Below are 19,802 nucleotides of genomic sequence, written 5' to 3'. Positions count from 1 at the left end.
CTTAGTCTTTCGGAAGCAGCAGCGTCTCTAGCGCGGCCCCCATCACGCAGGCGCTGTCGACCATATCGTCAATGCCGATGTATTCATCCGGCTTATGCGCCAGCTCTAGCAGGCCGGGGCCATAGGCGATGCAATTCTTGAGCTTGCCGATCCGGTCGATGTGTTTCTGGTCGTATGACCCGGGGGAGGCAACATATTCAGGGGGCTTGCCCATGATATCCTCAATCGCATGGGCGACGGTTTGCACGACCTGCGCATCGCGGTCGGTCATCGACGGCAGGACCGAATTCAGCTCTGTCAGCTCATACTCGAAATCGACCCGCGTTTCGCGCAGACCTTCCAGCAGGGCGCGCACTTCGCCGCGCACCTGATCCAGCGGTTCTTCCAGCAAAAAGCGCCGGTCAATGGTGATGCGGCAGCTGTCGGGCACGCAATGGGCCGGTAGCCCGTCGAAATCCGGGTCGTTTTCCTTTTGCCCACCGTGGATCGAATTGATGTTCATGGTTGAACTACGCGCCCCTTCGGGGACCACGGGCATGTCTGTGTGACGGGCGGCCATGGCGGGGAACAGCTTGTTTTCGAACTCGGAGAGCACTGCGCCCATGTGGCGCACGGCGCAATCGCCCAGAAACGGCATGGAGCCGTGGGCGATCTCGCCCTTGGTTTCGATCTCGGCCCACCAGCCGCCCCGGTGCCCCAGACAGATACGGTCTTTCTGCAGCGGTTCGGGGATGATCACATGTTGCACGCGGTCCGGGTTGAAATGCCCGTGCTCGGCCAGATAGGCGACACCGCCGTAGCCGCCGGATTCCTCGTCCGCTGTGCCGGAGATTTCGATTGCGCCGCTAAAATCGGGGTGCTGTTCGATAAAGGTCTCGGCCGCGATGATAGAGGCCGCCAGCCCGCCTTTCATATCGCAGGTGCCGCGCCCGTAAATCTTGCCGTCCGAGATTTCGGCCCCAAAGGGATCAAACGTCCAGCCGGCCCCGACCTCGACCACATCGGTGTGGCTGTTGAAGTGGACACATTCGCCCGCCCTGCGCCCTTCGCGGCGGGCGATGATGTTCCAACGGGGGTATTTCTCGCTATCGCCGGGGGTGCCAAAGGCGCGGATCAGCTGCGTCTCGAACCCGTGCTTGCGCAGGCGGGTATCGAGGTATTCGCAGATCAGCCGGTAGTCCTGACCCGGCGGGTTGAGCGTCGGGATGCGGATCAGATCTTGGGTCAGCGCGATCAGATCGTCACGCTTGGCGATAATGGCGGTAGAGAGAGTGCTTGTCATGGCGCCATGTTTGAACGGGCGTTCATATATGGCAAGCGAAGTCTGCAGTTGCCCCGTCGGATTTGAGTTTATTTTGCAAAATGAAGCGGCGACCGGGCATTTATGCGGCGATGTCCTTCATCGCCGTGAGCAGGGCGCGGACTTCGTCCATGGAATTGTAATGGCAAAGCGACACACGCACCGCGGCATCAAGCCCGAGCGGGGTCAGGATGTTGCCGGAGTAGTGATCCGCCTTGCGCACATGGGTCCGGATGCCTTGGGCGTTGAGTTGGGCCACGATATCTGCCGCGGGCAGGGCGTCGAGCGTGAAGGACACAAGCCCTTCGCGGCCGGGGTTGTCGGTGCCGCCCAGGATAGTGACGCCCGCCAGATCGGCCAGACCGGCGAGGTTGCCCGTGCCGAACAGCAGCGCATTGGTCAGCTGTTGCTCGTGGTCGTGGATCGCAGCGGCGGCGGCCTCTATCCGCGCGCGGGGGGCCGTGGCGTCCGACACTTGGCTGCCGAGCCAGTCGAAATAGCCCACCACATCCGAGAATGTCGCATAGGCGCCTGTGTCACGGGTGCCCATTTCCCAATTTCCTGCGGGACCGTTTGCCAATGTTTCGATCGGCAGCGCGGTAAGACGATCTGACGCCCAAGCGATGCCGTAGCCGTGGCGCGAGAACAGTTTGTACGGAGAGATGACATAGCCGTCGATGTCATAGCTGGCGATGTCGATATGCCCGTGGCTGGCGTGCTGGATGCCGTCGACAAAGATATAGGCGTCGGGGGCGATGGCGCGGATTGCGGCGCTGATGCCCGCCACATCATTGGCGATCCCCGTCACGGGGGAGGTGTGCAGGATCGTGGCGACCCGTACCTCGGGGGTCATCAAAGCGGCGTAGGCGTCGGGCGTTACCTGACCTGTCGCGTTATCGTGGGGCACGCTGATATAGGGTTTGCCCGCCACATCGGCCCAGTGTTGCGCCGCGCTGCGCGAGGCGGGGTGTTCCACAGTAGACCCGATGACTGCACCGGGGGCGCTGCCCATAACGGCTGTACGGATCAGGCGGAACGACAGCTCTGTCCCGCTTTCGCCGACAAAGAACTGCCCGTCAGGCGCGTTGAAGAACAACGCCATATCGGCGCGGGCCTGTTTGATGATATCGACCAGCGCATGGGACGCGGGGTTGTCGCGCCCCTGATTGTCGGGGATGGCTGCGAATTTGGTCGAAGTCTCGACGACCGCGTTCAATGTCAGCGCGCCGCCAGCGTTTTCGAAAAACACGCGCGGCCCCTGGAACGGGCAGCTGTCAACATGGGCAAAGCGGTCACGGATTGCCGACATGAGTTTGGTATCTTCTGTGAACATTATGCGACCCTGCTGCGTTACTTTCTGTGCTTATGCAGTTTCTGCGCTAGTTTGATGCTGGATCACAATCAGATTTTTAGGCCTCGGCCCCATTTGTTCGTAGTTTTCAGGAGCGCAGGAATGGCCCCTCTTATTCAACGCAGGGTTTCGCGCAAGAAACCACAGGACGCGCAAGCCGAGGAGAAATCGGTCAGCGAAGCGACGGCGCTGTCGCCCAAGCTGATCTACGAGGTGATCCGCCGTGAGGGCGAGGAAGAGTTGGCGCGCAGCAAGCGGTCGTTGATCTGGTCGGGGATCGCGGCGGGGGTGATGATCAGCCTGTCGGTTCTGGGTGAGGCCGTGTTCCGGACCTATCTGCCCGATACCTCGCACCGTTTCCTGATCGAGAACCTGGGATATTCGCTGGGTTTTCTGGCGGTGATCATGGGGCGGATGCAGTTGTTTACCGAAAACACCATCACCACCGTTTTGCCGATCATGCGGGCCAAGACCTGGCATTCGCTGATGTGTATGTTCCGCCTTTGGGGGATCGTGCTGGCGGCGAATGTGGTGGGGGCCTTTGCCGCGGCGATGCTGTTTCTCTGGACGCCCGCGATTTCGCCCGAGGTGCTGCCCGCCATTCTGGACCTGTCGCATCACGCAACCAGCATGGGGGCCTATCAGGGGTTCTGGCGGGCCATTCCGGCGGGGGTCATCGTCGCGCTTATTGTCTGGATGATGCCGCAGGCGGATGAGACGTCGTTCTTCCTGATCCTTGTGTTCACCTGGCTTATCGCCGCGGGGGATTTTGCGCATATCGTTGCGGGGTCGGTCGAGATGGCAGTGATGATACTGGACGGCCAGCTTGGCCTGATGGCGGCGGTGTTCGAGTTCTTCTTACCGGTGCTTGCGGGCAACATTGTTGGCGGAACGATCATCTTTACCCTCGTCGCTTGGGGTCAGGTGCGCGATGAGGTAGAAGAGGAAAAGTAGCGTAAATGTGATGTGGCAGGGGCCGCAGCCGTGGGGAACGAGGATCAAGGGTTTTGACACAGAAATCGGTGGGCACCGTAAAGCTGTACTGGGATGCGCTGAAAGCGGCGCTGGTTGATATCTCTGAAAAGAACGTCTCGCTGATTGCGGCGGGGGTCGCTTTTTATGCGATGTTGTCGCTGTTTCCCGCCCTTGCCGCGCTGGTCACGATCCTGAGCCTGATCTCTGACCCTGTAGTTGTCATCGCCCAGCTGGAAGACATGCGCGGTCTGCTGCCCGATGACGTGTACGATATTCTCAACGATCAGGTGGTGTCGTTGGTCACGACCAGCACCGGCAAACTGGGGTGGGCCGGTGCGGCTTCGGTTCTGGTGGCAATGTGGTCGGCGCGGGCAGGTGTGGGCGCGATGATGATCGGCCTGAACAGCGTCTATAGTGAACGCAATCGCAACGCCGCGCGGCACTATCTGCGGGCGTTGATGCTGACCTTTACCTTGGTGATGGTGGGGCTGATTGCGCTGATCACTGTGGTGATCGCACCTATTGTGCTGTCGTTCATCCCCCTGGGGGTGTTCGGCTATTTCGTCGCCGAAATCATACGCTGGAGCATTGCGATACTGGTGCTGCTGGCCGGTGTTGGCGTGCTGTACCGCTTTGGCCCGAACCGTCGTGCGGCGCGCATCGGCTGGCTGACATGGGGGGCCGTTTTCGCGGTGTTTTCATGGGCAGTGGTGTCGATCGGGTTCAGCTATTATGTGGCGAACTTCGGCAATTACAATCAGGTCTACGGGTCTATTGGTGCTGTGATCGCCATGCTGGTCTGGCTGTGGATCAGTAGTTTTCTGGTGCTGATGGGGGCGTCGTGGAACGCGCAGGTTGAACTGCGCACGCGCCCTGACAGCACCATTGGCCGCGACCGGCCGCTTGGTAAACGCGGGGCCTATGTGGCGGATAATCTGGTAAGTGTGAGCGAGGAGTAGCGCCTACATCAAGGGGCGCTTGGCCGGTTTGCTGCGCTCTGTCTCGGCGACGTCGGCGAGCTTGTCGAGGTCGTTGACCTGCAACACCTGATCCGACCAGGACGCGAGTTGCTGGTCACGCAGCTTCGCGAGGGTTTTGTTGGTATGGACAAGCGATAGACCCAATGCATCCGCCAGATCGCGTTGCGTGAAGGGCAGGGTCATTGTGTTATTTGTCACCAACCCCAGCCCCATCCCGCGTTCAAAGAACTTGAGCATTGCCCATGACACCGCTTGCAGCGCGGTGCGTTGGCCAACGGTGGCCAGCGTTTCGCCCAAGAAATGCTCCTCAATCGCGGCGAGCCATGTGATATCGAATGCACGGTTGGGGTTGCTACGGAAAAATGACCAGAAATCCGACCGGTTGAACACGCACATGCGCATGTGGGTCCGCGCCTCTACGCTGTGGCCCATTTCGCCAAGCATACCAGCCTGAAGCCCCATGAAATCGCCGGGGAAGACAAAGTTAATGACCTGCCGTTCGCCGTTATCCAGCGACTTATGCCGGATGCCCATGCCGGACAGCACGGTGTAGAGCTGCGGCGAGTTCGATCCCTGCATCAGTATCGTCGTGCCAGGGTCAACGCTTAGCTCGCCGACCTTGAATTTCTGCATGAATTCAAGCTCTTCCCGTGTCATGGTGACAAAGGCGTCCTTTTTATGCAGCGGACAATAGCGGCAATCGATACCCATGAAAAAAATCCTAACTCGTATGTCATAGTTTAACGCGACGAAAAAGAAATGTTGCTAGATTCAGCCAACCAGAAAGGCGCGTAGTGATTCCAATTTTCGTTTTCGATACTGACCCAATCATTCGGGCTGATGTGATCGACATGCTTGAACAGGCATTCGGTGGCACCGCTTTTTCTGCGTTTGAAACCCTTTCTGCTTTCGTTCAAGAACTGCGTAGCTGTTCGTCTCAAGCGGTGGCGCTTGTCTCTGGCACAGCGACCGAACTTGCCGAGCTTTTTGCAACCGACATGCCCGATACAGACGTCGCCTATGTTCTATACGGCGACGCCCTGACTATTCCCGACACATTCACCTATTCTGTCGTAGAGCGGCCTTTCACCAATGAAACGATGGTGCAAGGCATTAGCGACGCGCTTGCTTCCCTGCGTTCAGGCCGTTGACGAAGGCTGTGATGATGGCGGCAATCCCGCCTACACCGCTTGTGGCCTGAGCTTGCTGCATTGCCTGTGCACGCAACGCTGCTTCGCGCTTTTGCCGGCGTATTGCACGGGCACGGATAGACAGGGCCGCGATCAATATCAGACCAGCCCCGAAAAATAGACTGCCCATAATCAGGCAAGCCACCAACGGAGTGGTAATTGTCAGTAGGAAGAGCCAGCCAGCCACTGCAAGAAACGCCCCGCCTACGATCAGGCAGAGCATTGCACCAAAACCGATTGCGGCAGTCTGAGCAGTGCGGGTCGCTTTCTCAGCGACCCTGTCTGTCACGTACTCTAACATTAGCGGCGTGTCGCGAAGAGACCTGCAACAAACCCTACACCGGCGGCGATGCCCAATGCAGCAGCGGGCTGGGTACGCACGAAATCTTCGGCAGATTGCTGTGCTTCCAGCGCTTTTTCGCGACCGCTGTGGGCCAGATCATTTGCAGTGGATTTCGCGTGGTTCGCGGCCTCGGCGCTTTTGGCTTTGGTTAGATCGGCCATCGTGCTTGTCAGCGACGCGATGTCGTCTTTCAAAACGGCCAGCTGGACCGAGATGTCATCGACAGACAGGTTGCTTGTGTTGGTTACGTCCTTGGCCATGGTGGTCTCCATTATTCATGTGTTCACCAACCAAACGCGCCCTGTAGATATAAGTTCCTTACCGGCGTGGCTTGCGTCCCGCAGGATCAATAAAAAAAGGCCACGGTGGAACCACCGCGGCCTCGTTTGTTTGCGTGTATGCCGGTTTAGCTGTGCAGCGTTTCTGTCGACGAGAAGAACATCGCTTGCGAAACAGCCGATACGACCTGATCCACTGTGTACGGCTTAGAGATCAGGAACGCGGGTTCGGGCTTGTCGCCAGTCAGCAGGCGCTCGGGGAATGCGGTGATGAAAATCACCGGGCGGTTACCCAAATCGCGAAGCAGGTCGTTCACGGCATCGATGCCGGAGGAGTTATCGGCCAGCTGGATATCCGCAAGGATCAGGTCCGGCACATCCGCTTTGCCCAGTTTGACAGCTTCGTCACGCGTGCGCGCAACACCGGTCACACGGTGGCCCATTTCTGCGACGATGGATTCGATGTCCATCGCAATGATAGCCTCGTCCTCAATGATCATGACGGAACCGGTGACACTATCTGCCATTTCGCGGCGGGCAATCTGCACCAGCTCGCTGGCTTCGCCTTCTTCAACACCGATGATCTGGCCGACTTCTTTGAACGAGAAACCTTCGATCGTGTGCAGCAGCAATGCTTCGCGGCTGTGGTTGGTCAGTTTGGCGAGGTGCTTTTGCGCTTTGGCGCGCGCGCCGCTTTCACCTTCTTCGACCGGTGCACCAGCACTGGCCCAGATGCCGTACAAAACGCGGAACACACCTGTGCGGGTGTCTACACCATCCAGAACCGACCGGTCCGTCAAAATCGCTTCAAGCGAGGCGGCTGCAAAAGCGTCGCCGCTGTTCTGACTGCCGGTCAGTGCGCGCGCGTAGCGACGCAGGTAAGGAAGGCATTCACCCAACGCATCGCTGACACTTGGTGTTTCGGTGACATCCGTCATTTATTGTCGTCCTTTTAAAATATTTCTGGAACCAAACCCCCTAACGCTGTGTTTGGTTCCGTGTCATATGTATAAATACAGTAATTAGAGAAGGCAGGAAACTTGTTCATGCAATCAGGCCAAAACGATGAGCGTGAGCGCTTTATCGACGAAAACCTTCGCCGCGTTTATGACGAAACGATGGAAGAAGGGATTCCCGATAAATTTAAAGACCTGCTTAACCAACTGAAAGAACAGGATAAAAACGCTGGTAAAAAAGGATGAGCAATTCTGATCCCCGCGACCAACTGGTGGAGCATTTGCCCGCCATGCGCGCCTTTGCCATCAGTTTGACCCGGAACGGTGCCATCGCAGATGACATGGTACAAGATACTCTGGTCAAAGCCTGGACCAACATCGAAAAATTTGAAGTCGGCACAAATATGCGCGCCTGGCTCTTCACAATTTTGCGGAACACCTATTATTCTTCCCGTCGTAAAGCCAACCGCGAGGTCGCTGATGTGGATGGTGTGTTCACCGAAAGCCTTGCCGAAAAGCCAGCGCATGACGGGCATATGCAAATGACCGATTTCCGCAAAGCTCTGGGTTTGCTGAAAGACGAACAGCGCGAAGCATTGCTGTTGGTCGGTGCATCAGGCTTTTCCTACGAGGAAGCCGCCGAGATGTGTGGCGTTGCCGTCGGTACGATCAAAAGCCGGACAAACCGTGCCCGTGCGCGGCTGGCTGAGCTGATGGGCCTGCGCGAGGATGAAAGTCTTGAAATGACGGATGATGCGACGATGTCGGTTATCTCGGCATCTAAAGTGTCTTCTTTCTGACCGTGACGTCGGGGTTTCTGTCCACCAATATCTTTCGTGGCCTCGCGTTTCGCGTGCTGCTTTTCCTATCGCTTGCGTTGCTGCCCATCGGTTTGATCGCCGTTGTGCAGACGCGAGAGATTGCGGAGCAGAACCTCGAGAATGCCGAACTGTCGCTGCTTGCCATCACAGAGCAAGCATCGGCGAAGGAAAGCGGCACCATTCAGGAAGCGTTCGGCGCAGCGGCGGCTTTGGCGTCCGTGGTCAAACTGATCAAGTCTGACAATGTGTCATGCAGCGCCTTCATGCGGGAATATCAGCAATCCTCTGACCTTTATACAGTCGCAAGCTTCATCCAAAACGACGGGCGGATGGACTGCGTGTCGACAGGCGTTTCGGGAAACGTTTCGGACCGGCCTGTATTTCAAAAGATGATCGAACACAAAAGTCGCATGACGAATGTCACCAGCACGCCGGCGCAAAGCAAGGAACCGGTGCTGATCGTCACCAACCCGCTTAAGGTGGAAGAAGAGCTGATCGGCTTTATCAACCTGTCCATTCCCGAAAAGGTTTTTAACGACGCACCGGTGCCCGAGACAGGGTCGCAGCCGATCGCGATGCTGACCTTCAACGCGCAGGGCGACATCCTGACGACTAAAAATGGTGTTGAAGCGGCCGAGCAAGAGCTGCCGTCCTTTGCCGCGTTGAAATGGTATGTGGGCCAGTCTGGTCGCGTCTTCCACGATACCAACCAGCAAGGGCAGGACCGCGTCTACGCCGTTTTGCCCATCGTCCCCGGTGTTGCCTACGCCATGAGCGTCTGGCCCGAGGATTCCCCGTTGCTCAAGGCGGGTGCGATGACAACGCTTAGCTTCGTGCTGCCGGTGGCGATGTGGCTCGCAAGCCTTGTCGTGGCGTTTTGGGCGCTGAACCGTCTGGCGATCAAGCACATTCGTAAACTTGGGCGTCAGATGCGCCATTTCGCGTTGAACAGAACCCTGCCGCGCACGCCTTTGGGGGGTGTCGTCCCGACTGAGATCGTGAATATGGAGCATGCCTTTGTCGGTATGGCGGAATCGATCCTACGGGATGAAGCGTCGCTAGAGGACAACCTGCGGCAAAAAAATATTCTGCTGAAAGAAGTGCATCACCGGGTGAAGAATAACCTTCAGCTGATCTCTTCGATCATGAACATGCAGATCCGTCAGGCGGCCACGCCCGATGCGAAACGGGTGTTGCAGCGCCTGCAGGATCGTATCCTGAGCCTCGCGACAGTGCACAAAAGCCTCTATCAGAACGACAACCTGACCCGCGTCGACGGTGGTGCGCTGATGCATGAGATTGTGAACCAGCTTCTGAGCGTGGGTCTGCCGTCCGGCTCTGGCGTGACAGTGTCGCAAAACTACGAAGCAGTTCAGCTTGACCCCGACGACGCCGCACCGCTGACGTTGCTGGTGTCCGAGGCGATTACCAATGCGCTGAAATATGTCGCCGCCGACGGCAAGGCAAAGGGACATATCGAGGTGAGCCTGTCTCATACCCAGCCGGAAATGGCGTTGCTGTTTGTTAAGAACACCACCGGCAATATTGATCCCGAAGCAGGGACCGGCCTTGGTTCTCGGTTGATCAACGCGTTCTCGCGTCAGTTGAACGGGCAGGTAGAGATCATCGATGAAGAAGGCACGTATACGCTGAGCGTCGAATTCCACGTGCCGCTGCAGGCGAAAGAAGTCTACGACTACTGAGGGTTCGGCGCAGAAAACTCGGTAAAATTAAATTTATTTTCAGTATGTCGGCGGTGAATCCTTCGCGTCCCAGCCAGCGGGGCCTGTCGGGGTGCAAACTGCAGGAATCATGGGACTTTCGGTGGTTTCGCGACAGAAGTGGTCCCAATCGCGTATGTCAGACGACATTCGCCGTCTCAGCAAAGCTCCGCGCACGCTCTGCGGCGCAGCATTTACGCCCTCCAGCGCATGGAACCATGTGACCCGTGGGCTGTTATTATCCTGAACGAGCCACACAAGCGTATAGGAGGCATCAATGACGACAGATTTGTTTATGGCTTCATTTTTGATTCTCGCTTTGGCCGCAATCGCTATCGTTTCGCTGACCACGCAACGCGGTAGCGAAGAGAAAAAGCGCCAAAGATCGTCATTGCATAGCCATATCCGGCGCGACGACGAGCGATAATCAAAGGTTTAGTGCGGGCCATCCGCACGTCAAGAAAACGAATTCAAAAACTCGGCGGCGTACATGCACTTACGACAATGCATTGTACGTCGCCGATGTTTCTGAACCGGTGCGGCAAGCGGCTGTCAAAAAGATAGCCATCCCCCGGTGCCAGAACGGCGACGGCTTCGTCTACCGTAACCTCGATCTCTCCGGAAATAACCACGCCAGCTTCTTCGCCCTCATGCACCAGCAGTTCGGGCCCTGTGTCCGCGCCGGGCGGGTAGGTTTCGTGCAGCACCTGCAAGGAGTGTTGCTCCGCATTGCCAAGCTGGCGCAACGACACCTGACCGTCACTGGTCGGGGATACTTTGGTGAACTCGCTCTCGCGGTAGAAGACCTTGGGCGATTGCGTATCTTCCAGCGTTGAAAAGAATTCAGCCATGCTGATCGGGATCGCGTCCAGCAGGCTTTTCAAGGACGCAACCGATGGGCTCGTCTTGTTCTTCTCGATCAGGGAGATGGTGCCGTTGGTCAGCCCTGCCTTGGTCGCCAGTTCGCGCTGAGACAGGCCGCGTTCTTCTCGAATCGATCTTAGTCTTTGACCTATGTCCACGTCCGGTCCCCGGATTATTTCTGTCAGCTTCCTAACCCGTATCTTGGTGCGATCACAGGCAAATTTTGGCGCAGCCTCAACAGACGACGCGCGCTGAGGCAAATCTATATTGACAATTAAATTAAACGCAATAAGAGGATTTTAAACGCGGGTCGCGTTTCAACAAGAGGATTTGTATATGCCTAGTACTGTCAAAAAGCAGCCGCGCAAGGCCGCTGCAAAGAAACCGGCAAAAAGTAGCGTCGTGCCCGACATGCTTGATGCAAACGTATCTGTCGAAACCAACGCTCAGTTGATCGCGCGCCGTGAACAGGCTGTTCCACGTGGCGTTGCCTCTGCCGCGCCGATCTATGCGAAATACGCCGAAAACGCGGAACTTTGGGACGTGGATGGCAACCGCTACATCGACTTCGTCGGCGGCATTGGCGTGCTGAACACCGGCCACCGTCACCCCAAGGTGATCGCGGCAGCCAAGGCGCAAGAAGACCAATACACGCACACCAGCTTTCAGGTTGTGCCCTACGCCCCCTATATCGAACTGGCGGAAAAGCTGAACGCGCTGGCCCCCGGTGACGCGCCCAAGAAAACGCTACTGGTGACCACGGGCGCCGAGGCGGTGGAAAACGCGGTCAAGATCGCGCGGGCTGCAACCGGCCGCCCCGGTGTGATTGCCTTTACCGGTGGCTACCACGGGCGCACGCTGCTGACGCTGGGGATGACGGGTAAAATCTCTCCTTACAAAAAAGACGTTGGCCCCTTCCCGTCCGATATCTTCCGCGCGCCTTTCCCATCGCCTCGCGACGGGATCACGGTCGAGGATGCGATCACCGGCCTGAAGAACCTGTTCCTGACCGATGCGCAGCCCGAACGTGTGGCCGCCATCATCATCGAACCCGTCTTGGGTGAGGGTGGGTATACCCCCGTGCCGTTCGAGATGATGCAACAGCTGCGCGAGATCTGTGACCAGCACGGTATCATGCTGATCGCCGACGAGGTTCAGGCGGGCTTTGGCCGGACCGGCAAATGGTTTGCCATCGAACACTCCGGCGTTGCGCCCGATCTGATCACCGTCGCAAAGTCGATGGCGGGTGGCTATCCTCTGGCAGGTGTGATTGGCCGCGCTGATGTGATGGACGCGATGATCCCCGGCGGCTTGGGTGGCACTTACGGCGGCAACCCCGTCGCCTGTGCCGCAGCGCTTGCCGCGATCGAGGCGATCGAGGAAGAAGGCCTGCTGCAGCGGTCGCTGGACATGGGTGAACACCTCAAGGCGCGCTTTGCCGAGATCGGCGCACGCTCTGCGCCGTTCCGCATGTGGGATATCCGCGGTCTGGGTGCGATGGTCGCGGTCGAGTTTGTGACCGACTTTGACACCGCAACACCGGACGGTGATTTCACCAAACGCGTCATTGCTCACGCGCTCAAGCGCGGTCTGCTGCTGCTGAGCTGTGGCATGCAGGGCAACGCCGTGCGCGTCATGGTGCCGCTGACCGCGTCGGATGCGATAATCAAAGAGGGGCTCGAGATTTTCGAAGCCGCCGTCGCTGCCGCGGTCGCCGAAGAAGCAAAGTAAGCTCTGACTTCATAATGAAAGGCGCGCCGGGAAACCTGCGCGCCTTTTGTGTTTTTAGCCTTGGGCGCGTTTAATCAAACGGTACAAAGCTGTCGGCCTGCGCCCGCGCCCAACGGGTTTTATTGCCGTTATAGTCGGGCGATTGATCATCCAGCAGATAACCTTCGGGCAGGTAGCCATAGACCTGATCACCCTGCACCATGCTGTTATCGCTTTGCCGCATCATCATATGGCGGGGCAGGAAATCGCTGGGGTGCTCTAGACCGGCGGCGCCTGTCATCTCGCCCAAGGCCATCAGCGTATTGCGGTGGAACCGCGCGACACGCTGGCTTTTGTCATCCACATCCAAAGCCCGCTGACGGGTGGAGTCTTGGGTCGCGACGCCGACGGGGCAGTGATTGGTGTGGCACGCCTGTGCCTGGATACAGCCCACCGCAAACATGAACCCGCGGGCGGAGTTGCACCAATCCGCGCCCAAAGCCAGCGCACGGGCGATATCAAAGGCTGATACGACCTTGCCCGCCGCGCCTAGTTTCACCTGATCGCGAATACCGGCACCGCGCAGGGTGTTGTGCACAAAGGTCAGCCCCTCGACCATCGGCATGCCGACGTGGTTGGCGAACTCAAGCGGGGCAGCGCCCGTGCCGCCTTCGGTGCCGTCGACGACGATAAAGTCAGGCACGATCCCCGTGTCCAGCATCGCCTTGACCATACACATGAATTCACGCTGGTGGCCGATGCACAGTTTGAACCCCACAGGCTTGCCGCCCGACAGATCGCGCAGCTTACCCAGAAACTCCATCATCTGCACAGGAGAGGTGAACGCCGAATGGGCGGCGGGCGAGATGCAGTCATGCCCCATCGGGATGCCCCGCGCCGCAGCGATCTCGGCACTGATCTTCGACGCGGGCAGCATGCCACCATGACCGGGTTTGGCACCCTGGCTCAACTTAAGCTCGATCATCTTGATCTGTTCGTTTGCGGCCTGCTCCTTGAACTTGTCGGGGTCGAACTGCCCGTCTTCTGTGCGGCAGCCAAAATAGCCCGATCCGATTTCATAGATCAGGTCGCCGCCCCCCTCGCGGTGATAGCGGCTGATCCCGCCTTCGCCGGTGTCATGGGCGAACTGACCCATCTTGGCCCCCTTGTTCAGGGCGCTGATCGCATTGGCCGACAGCGACCCAAAGCTCATCGCCGAGATATTGTAGATCGACGCGTCATAGGGCTGCTTGCAGTCCTTGTTGCCGATGGTCACGCGAAAATCCGTGTCGGTGATATGGACCGGCTGGACCGAATGGGTGACCCATGAATACCCCGCATCATAGACCCGCATCCGCGTGCCAAAAGGCCGCGCGTCTTCCACGCCTTTGGCGCGTTGATACACCAGCGACCGGTCATCACGGCTGAAGGGTTCTTCGTCCTGATCGGATTCAATCAGATACTGCCTGATTTCCGGGCGGATACCTTCAAAGAAAAACCGCATGTGCCCCAGCACCGGATAGTTGCGCAGGATGGAATGTTTGCTCTGGATCAGGTCGTACACCCCCATCACCGCGAGGATGCCGAAGATCACCGCCGGGAGGACCATCCACCACGACCACAGCGCTGTGAGCATCGCGAACGCGCCGAAAAGGACGATGACAATCGCAAAAAGGCCAAAGCGGCCGAGGGACTTGAGTGCTTTCATGTAGGGCTCCTGCTGGCGCGTCTGGGTCGAAAAATTGCTGCTTTTTCGGTTATATAGCACAAATATTCCGAATGTACCGCGCGGCGAAGGCAGATGTCCGGCGCATATCCCGGCGCGCAGTTTTGATTTTGTGCCGTCACGCGCTAGTATTTTTAGGGACGGGATTGGGGGGAGTGAAATAAATATGGAAAATCAGTTTATTACATCGTTTTTCGCGTTGCGATTTACCATCCGCGTCCCCTAAATGACGCGGGCCATGTGTACCGCATAGTGAAAGTAATTCATGATTTCACGCCGCGATTCGCACAGGGTCAGAGCATTATTTCGGGGAAAAATCGCAATAAATCAGCTTGTTTTGCTTCGGAATATCTGCGCTCATTTCAACCATGACGGAGAGCATGCGCATCAATGACGTGTGTTCAGACAATTAAGTTGGGAGACTTCAAATGACTATTTTCAAGTCCATCGCCATCGCCTCTGCACTGGTCGCGGGTACCGCCGCCACCGCGCAGGAGAAATTCATCACCATCGGGACCGGCGGCCAGACCGGTGTCTACTTTGTTGTGGGTCAGTCGATCTGCCGCTTGGTAAACCGTGACAGCGCCGAAACCGGCCTGAAATGTACCGCTCCGTCCACCGGTGGTTCCATCGCCAACATCAACGCCATCAAGGCGGGTGACATGGACATGGGCGTTGCCCAGTCCGACTGGCAGTTCCACGCGTACAACGGGTCTTCGCAGTTCGAAGGTGACAAGTTCGACAAAGAACGCGCGGTCTTTTCCGTACACGCCGAACCCTTCAACGTCATCGCGCGTGCCGATTCCGGCATCGAAAGCTTTGACGATCTGAAAGGCAAACGCGTCAACGTCGGCAACCCCGGTTCCGGTCAGCGCGCCACGATGGAAGTCGTTCTGGACGCCAAAGGCTGGACCATGGATGACTTCGCGCTCGCATCCGAGCTGAAGCCAGCCGAACAGGCTGCCGCTTTGGGCGATAACAAGGTCGACGCGATCATCTACACCGTGGGCCACCCCAACGGGTCGATCCAGGAAGCCGTATCCACCGTTGACGCCAAGCTGGTGCCGGTTGAAGGCGAAGCCATCGACAAGCTGGTCGCTGACAACCCCTTCTACGCATACTCCACCATCCCCGGTGGCATGTACAAAGGCACCGACGCGGATGTGAAAACATTCGGCGTGAAAGCGACCTTTGTGACCTCCGCTGATGTGGACGAAGAAGTCGTATACGAAGTTGTAAAAGCTGTGTTCGACAATTTTGACCGCTTCAAAAAGCTGCACCCCGCGTTTGAGAACCTCAAAGAAGAAGAGATGATCAAGGACGGTCTGTCCGCCCCTCTGCATGATGGTGCGGCGAAGTACTACAAAGAGCGTGGCTGGATTGAATAAGCCCGCCGTTTGACCATTAGCGAACGCGAGGACAGCCTCGCGTTCGCATCCTGCGGCAACGACCGCAGCAGAACGACAATAAACGTGCACCTGTCCTGATACGGGGCCGCCAAGGGGACGAAGATGTCACAGAACGATCAACACCAAGCCGCCGCTGTAGAAGCCGAAGCCGCCGGAAAAGGCGGGCTGAGCCAAAGCGAACTGGACGAACTTGTCGCGTCTTCGGACACGGGCGGCAGGTCAGCGACCGGTAGCGTTGGCGTCTTTCTGGCGTTGACCGCGCTGGCATGGTCGCTGTTCCAGCTGTGGATCGCCTCCCCGCTTCCTTTTGTTTTCGGCTGGGGTGTTTTTAATGACACCGAAGCCCGGTCAATCCACCTGGCCTTTGCTATCTTCCTTGGCATCGCCGCCTTCCCCGCCGCGCGCACCAAGGTGCAACTGGGGCTGGGGATTATCGTGCCCGTCGTGCTGGCCTATCTGTTTATGGTCGCGGCTAAAGACGGCACGCCGACCTGGTGGATCCCGCTGGTCGCCATCGCCATTGTCGCAACTGTTGTGCTTGGATCGCCCAAGGACCGTATCCCGCTGTGGGAATGGGCCTTGGCGCTGGTTGGCGCGGCGGCTGCGCTGTATCTGTTTGTGTACTATCGCGAAATCTCGGGCCGTGTCGGTGCACCGAACATGCAAGATACGGTCGTTTTCGTGATCGGCATCATGATCCTGCTAGAGGCAACGCGCCGCGCCCTTGGGCCCGCGCTGATGATCGTTGCGTCGGTCTTTCTTGTCTACAACGTCTTGGGGCCGATGATGCCGGATATCATCGCGCATAAGGGCAACTCGCTTTCCGAGATCGTGAACCACCAGTGGATCACCACCGAAGGTGTGTTCGGCATCGCGCTTGGTGTGTCGACGTCTTTCGTATTCCTCTTCGTCCTGTTCGGCGCGCTGCTGGATAAGGCCGGTGCCGGTAACTATTTCATCCAGGTCGCCTTCAGCATGATGGGCCACATGAAAGGCGGACCTGCGAAGGCTGCTGTTGTGTCCTCTGCCATGACGGGGCTGATTTCTGGCTCCTCTATCGCTAACGTGGTGACCACGGGGACATTTACCATTCCGCTGATGAAAAAGGTGGGGTTCAGCTCTGAAAAGGCTGGCGCGGTCGAGGTTGCGTCTTCGGTCAACGGTCAGATCATGCCGCCCGTCATGGGGGCCGCGGCCTTCCTGATGGTTGAATATGTGGGCATCCCCTATTTCGATGTGGTGAAACACGCGTTTCTGCCTGCGGTGATCTCCTACATCGCGCTGGTGTATATTGTGCATCTCGAAGCGCTGAAGGCCGGTATGGTCGGGCTGGAACGCCCCTATACGCCCAAGCCGATTGTGCAGCGTTTGCTGGTGTCTGCCTTTATCATCGCCTGCATCTGCGCGCTGAGCTTTGCTGTCTACTATGGCATGGGCTGGCTGCGTCCTGCGTTCCCCGAGACGGCAGGCTATATCATCTTTGTGCTGCTGACCGCGGTCTATGCCGGTCTGCTGTATATCGGGTCGAAGGAAGAGCCGCTGGTACTGGACGATCCGAACGAGCCGGTGACGCGTCTGCCCTTGCCCGGTCCAACGGTGCGGTCGGGCCTGCACTTTATCCTGCCGATCGTCGTTCTGGTCTGGGCCTTGATGGTGGACCGTCTGTCCCCTGGCCTGTCGGCGTTCTGGGCCACGACCTACATGATCTTTATCCTTGTGACACAGCGCCCGCTGATGGCGATTTTCCGGGGCGAAAGCCAGTTTGCCAATGATGTGGTCGCGGGGGTGCGTGACCTGATCGACGGCTTGGTCGTCGGGGCGCGCAACATGATCGGTATCGGTATCGCCACGGCGACCGCCGGTATCATCGTCGGTGTCGTCAGCCAGACCGGCGTTGGGTCTGCACTTGCCGATGTGGTCGAGGTACTGTCGGGCGGCAATATCCTTGCGATCTTGTTCCTGACCGCGATCCTGTCGCTGATCCTTGGGATGGGGTTGCCGACAACGGCAAACTATATCGTTGTGTCGGCCCTGCTGGCACCTGTCATTGTGACACTGGGGCAGCAGAACGGACTGATCGTGCCGCTGATCGCCGTGCACCTGTTCGTATTCTACTTTGGCATCATGGCTGATGTGACGCCTCCGGTCGGGCTGGCGAGCTTTGCCGCCGCTGCTGTGTCTGGTGGGGATCCGATCAAGACCGGTGTCGTCGCGTTCTTCTACAGCTTGCGGACGGCGGCGCTGCCGTTCCTGTTCATCTTCAACACCGAACTTCTGCTGATCGATGTGACGATGGTGCAGGGTATATTCGTCTTCATTGTCGCGACGTTTGCGATGCTGCTGTTTGCAGCGGCGACCCAGGGCTGGTTCCTTGCGCGGAACCGCTTCTACGAGACGATTGCCCTTCTGCTGATCGCCTTTACCCTGTTCCGGCCCGGTTTCTGGATGGATATGGTCTTTCCGCCCTATACCGAAGAAGCACCGGCCGAGATTGTGCAGGCCGCGGCCGACACACCGCTTGGGGAGGATCTGCGCCTGCGCGTCGCGGGTATCAATGATCTGGGCGATCCGATCGAATTTGTCGCCCTTCTGCCAATCAAAGAAGGCACCACGGGCGAAGAACGGCTGGAGGCTGCCGGCGTGATCACCCGTGTCGAGGGCGACCAGATGTTCATCGACGACGTTCTGTACAACTCTGCCGCGCAATCGGCGGGTCTGGATTGGGACCAAGAGGTGCTGCGCGTGCTCAAACCCGTCGCAACCCCAAGTAAATACTGGATGTTTATCCCCGCGCTGTTGTTGCTGGCCCTCGTGGTTGTCATGCAACGGGGCCGCAATGCACGTGCGGCCCGCAAAGCGGCGGTGGTGTAACAGATTAGTTTGTGCATGTTACGCATAGAAGCCATGCAAATGACGGTGGGTTCGCCATCACGTCACGTGTTTAATATTCCCAACAATGGGAGTATGGACTTGTCACCTTGGGCGTATGGGCGGAGTATTTCCGGCCCCTTCCGCCCGTTTGGACGGAGTGACAAGTTATGACACCTTTTGCGATTGCAGGCGTGCAGATGTACGTCAACGCGCTGGAGTCCAACGTCGATGGCATGATCCAGCGACTGGACATCCTGATGGCGCGTTTTCCCTGGACCCAGATGGTCCTGTTTTCCGAGCTGGCCCCCTTTGGCCCGCTTGACCGGTTTGCATTGCCCCCCGAGAATGAAACGCTCGAGGTGTTTCAGGCCGCTGCGCGCAAGCACCGTGTCTGGCTGATCCCCGGCTCCATGTTCCTCAAGAACCCCGAGGACGGGCGCGTGTATAACACCGCTGTGGTGATCAACCCCGAGGGCGAAATCATCCGCCGCTACGCCAAGATGTTCCCGTTCCGGCCCTATGAATCCGGCATCGCGGCAGGCACCGAATTCTGTGTTTTCGACGTGCCGGAAGTCGGCCGTTTCGGCTTGTCGATCTGCTATGACATGTGGTTCCCCGAAACCACGCGCCAGTTGACCAGCCAAGGCGTCGAGGTTCTGCTGACACCGGTTCTGACCGGGACCACCGACCGCGACGCAGAGCTCGCGATTGCCCGCGCGACCGCGGCGCAGTTCCAGTGCTATGTCTTTGCTGTCAACGGCTTGGGCGCAGGTGGCGTCGGCAAATCGCTGGTCGTCGATCCGACGTCGATGGTCCTGCACCAGTCCGCCGGTCAGGAAGACATGTTCCCGATCGAAGTCGATCTATCGATGGTGCGTCGTCAGCGCGAAACCGGCATGAAGGGTCTGGGGCAGGTGCTTAAATCCTTCCGCGACCGGTCTACCGACTTCTCGATCTATGACCGTTCCAGCGGAACGGACGCCTATCTGAACACGCTTGGCCCGCTTGAGGTGCCCCACCAGGGCACCCGCGCCGGTCTGCACGTCGATGTGCCCGCGCAGCGGGTACCGGACGCGCCCGTGTTCAAAGGGCATGAAACAACGACACCTGCGGTTCAGCCGGGCTTTGCCCCCGAGCCGCTGCCAAATCCAACGGCGGGGACTGCCAATATCACGGCCCCTGTCGAAACACCCGCGGCACCTGCTGCGGCGACACCTAATCCACCCGTAAAGCCCAGTGATCTGCCGGGCGACGGGACGACATCTAGCGGCTAGGCTGCGGCGTTCAGGTCCGGCGCTTTTCAAAAG

General features: G+C 58.3%; 18 protein-coding genes. 11 read left to right on the top strand and 7 right to left on the bottom strand.

The genetic code is table 11. The features are described from left to right. Position 1: 1 nt before the first annotated feature. Positions 2 to 1,282 (bottom strand): acetylornithine deacetylase/succinyl-diaminopimelate desuccinylase family protein, encoded by a 1,281-nt coding sequence (locus GLP43_RS02075; RefSeq protein ID WP_237278004.1) that lies wholly within the window; start codon positions 1,280 to 1,282, stop codon positions 2 to 4. A gap of 100 nt (positions 1,283 to 1,382) precedes the next feature. Next, entirely contained in the window at positions 1,383 to 2,633 is a 1,251-nt protein-coding gene (locus tag GLP43_RS02070; RefSeq protein ID WP_237278003.1) for an aminotransferase class V-fold PLP-dependent enzyme, read from the bottom strand. 120 nt (positions 2,634 to 2,753) lie between these two features. Here GLP43_RS02070 and GLP43_RS02065 point away from each other — a divergent pair, with 120 nt between their 5' ends. Both GLP43_RS02065 and GLP43_RS02060 read left to right on the top strand, forming a co-directional pair. Beyond that, positions 2,754 to 3,605 carry a formate/nitrite transporter family protein gene (locus GLP43_RS02065; protein WP_074636592.1) on the top strand — a complete coding sequence of 284 codons (852 nt, stop codon included), beginning with the start codon at positions 2,754 to 2,756 and terminating at the stop codon, positions 3,603 to 3,605. 53 nt (positions 3,606 to 3,658) lie between these two features. After that, on the top strand, positions 3,659 to 4,585 hold the full coding sequence (locus GLP43_RS02060; protein ID WP_005850639.1) for a YihY/virulence factor BrkB family protein: 927 nt from the start codon (positions 3,659 to 3,661) through the stop codon (positions 4,583 to 4,585). Between the two features lie 3 nt (positions 4,586 to 4,588). On the opposite strand, the gene GLP43_RS02055 is transcribed toward GLP43_RS02060, so the two are convergent. Next, on the bottom strand, positions 4,589 to 5,317 hold the full coding sequence (locus GLP43_RS02055) for a Crp/Fnr family transcriptional regulator (protein WP_237278002.1): 729 nt from the start codon (positions 5,315 to 5,317) through the stop codon (positions 4,589 to 4,591). Positions 5,318 to 5,400: 83 nt separating this feature from the next. On the opposite strand from GLP43_RS02055, the gene GLP43_RS02050 reads away from it, so the two are divergent. Further along, positions 5,401 to 5,757: a hypothetical protein gene (locus tag GLP43_RS02050; protein ID WP_237278001.1), complete on the top strand. Its 357-nt coding sequence runs from the start codon at positions 5,401 to 5,403 to the stop codon at positions 5,755 to 5,757. A 339-nt stretch (positions 5,758 to 6,096) separates the two neighbouring features. On the opposite strand, the gene GLP43_RS02045 is transcribed toward GLP43_RS02050, so the two are convergent. Together GLP43_RS02045 and GLP43_RS02040 are read right to left on the bottom strand one after the other, a co-directional pair. Beyond that, entirely contained in the window at positions 6,097 to 6,399 is a 303-nt protein-coding gene (locus tag GLP43_RS02045; protein WP_237278000.1) for a DUF883 family protein, read from the bottom strand. 146 nt (positions 6,400 to 6,545) lie between these two features. Beyond that, complete coding sequence (locus GLP43_RS02040) at positions 6,546 to 7,355, bottom strand: response regulator (protein ID WP_237277999.1); 810 nt, start codon at positions 7,353 to 7,355, stop codon at positions 6,546 to 6,548. A gap of 108 nt (positions 7,356 to 7,463) precedes the next feature. Here GLP43_RS02040 and GLP43_RS02035 point away from each other — a divergent pair, with 108 nt between their 5' ends. From GLP43_RS02035 to GLP43_RS02020, 4 genes are all read left to right on the top strand, one after another. Further along, positions 7,464 to 7,619, top strand: coding sequence for a NepR family anti-sigma factor (locus tag GLP43_RS02035; RefSeq protein ID WP_005850632.1), 156 nt, complete (start codon positions 7,464 to 7,466; stop codon positions 7,617 to 7,619). Beyond that, positions 7,616 to 8,173 (top strand): RNA polymerase sigma factor, encoded by a 558-nt coding sequence (locus tag GLP43_RS02030; RefSeq protein ID WP_237277998.1) that lies wholly within the window; start codon positions 7,616 to 7,618, stop codon positions 8,171 to 8,173. Before GLP43_RS02035 ends, GLP43_RS02030 begins: the two co-directional genes overlap by 4 nt. 2 nt (positions 8,174 to 8,175) lie before the next feature. After that, positions 8,176 to 9,897, top strand: a complete 1,722-nt coding sequence (locus GLP43_RS02025; protein ID WP_237277997.1) for a sensor histidine kinase — start codon at positions 8,176 to 8,178, stop codon at positions 9,895 to 9,897. 295 nt (positions 9,898 to 10,192) lie between these two features. After that, a complete protein-coding gene (locus GLP43_RS02020) occupies positions 10,193 to 10,342 on the top strand; it encodes a hypothetical protein (RefSeq protein ID WP_237277996.1) in 150 nt (49 codons plus the stop codon). Between the two features lie 43 nt (positions 10,343 to 10,385). Here the strand turns inward: GLP43_RS02020 and GLP43_RS02015 are convergent, their stop codons facing one another. Next, positions 10,386 to 10,937 carry a cupin domain-containing protein gene (locus tag GLP43_RS02015; protein ID WP_237277995.1) on the bottom strand — a complete coding sequence of 184 codons (552 nt, stop codon included), beginning with the start codon at positions 10,935 to 10,937 and terminating at the stop codon, positions 10,386 to 10,388. A 178-nt stretch (positions 10,938 to 11,115) separates the two neighbouring features. On the opposite strand from GLP43_RS02015, the gene gabT reads away from it, so the two are divergent. Further along, positions 11,116 to 12,510, top strand: coding sequence for a 4-aminobutyrate--2-oxoglutarate transaminase (gabT, locus tag GLP43_RS02010; protein WP_237277994.1), 1,395 nt, complete (start codon positions 11,116 to 11,118; stop codon positions 12,508 to 12,510). A gap of 70 nt (positions 12,511 to 12,580) precedes the next feature. Here gabT and GLP43_RS02005 read toward each other — a convergent pair whose 3' ends face one another. Then, positions 12,581 to 14,197: an FMN-binding glutamate synthase family protein gene (locus GLP43_RS02005; protein WP_237277993.1), complete on the bottom strand. Its 1,617-nt coding sequence runs from the start codon at positions 14,195 to 14,197 to the stop codon at positions 12,581 to 12,583. Between the two features lie 446 nt (positions 14,198 to 14,643). On the opposite strand from GLP43_RS02005, the gene GLP43_RS02000 reads away from it, so the two are divergent. The 3 genes from GLP43_RS02000 (at position 14,644) to GLP43_RS01990 (ending at position 19,769) form a co-directional block, all read left to right on the top strand. After that, a complete protein-coding gene (locus tag GLP43_RS02000; RefSeq protein WP_237277992.1) occupies positions 14,644 to 15,603 on the top strand; it encodes a TAXI family TRAP transporter solute-binding subunit in 960 nt (319 codons plus the stop codon). A gap of 123 nt (positions 15,604 to 15,726) precedes the next feature. Continuing rightward, positions 15,727 to 18,495, top strand: a complete 2,769-nt coding sequence (locus tag GLP43_RS01995) for a TRAP transporter permease (protein WP_237277991.1) — start codon at positions 15,727 to 15,729, stop codon at positions 18,493 to 18,495. 167 nt (positions 18,496 to 18,662) lie between these two features. After that, positions 18,663 to 19,769 (top strand): carbon-nitrogen hydrolase family protein, encoded by a 1,107-nt coding sequence (locus GLP43_RS01990; protein ID WP_237277990.1) that lies wholly within the window; start codon positions 18,663 to 18,665, stop codon positions 19,767 to 19,769. Positions 19,770 to 19,802: the final 33 nt, after the last annotated feature.

The organism is Sulfitobacter sp. M39 (assembly GCF_021735935.1).
Lineage (GTDB): Bacteria > Pseudomonadota > Alphaproteobacteria > Rhodobacterales > Rhodobacteraceae > Sulfitobacter.
This window is presented reverse-complemented; position numbering and strand designations above follow the sequence as displayed.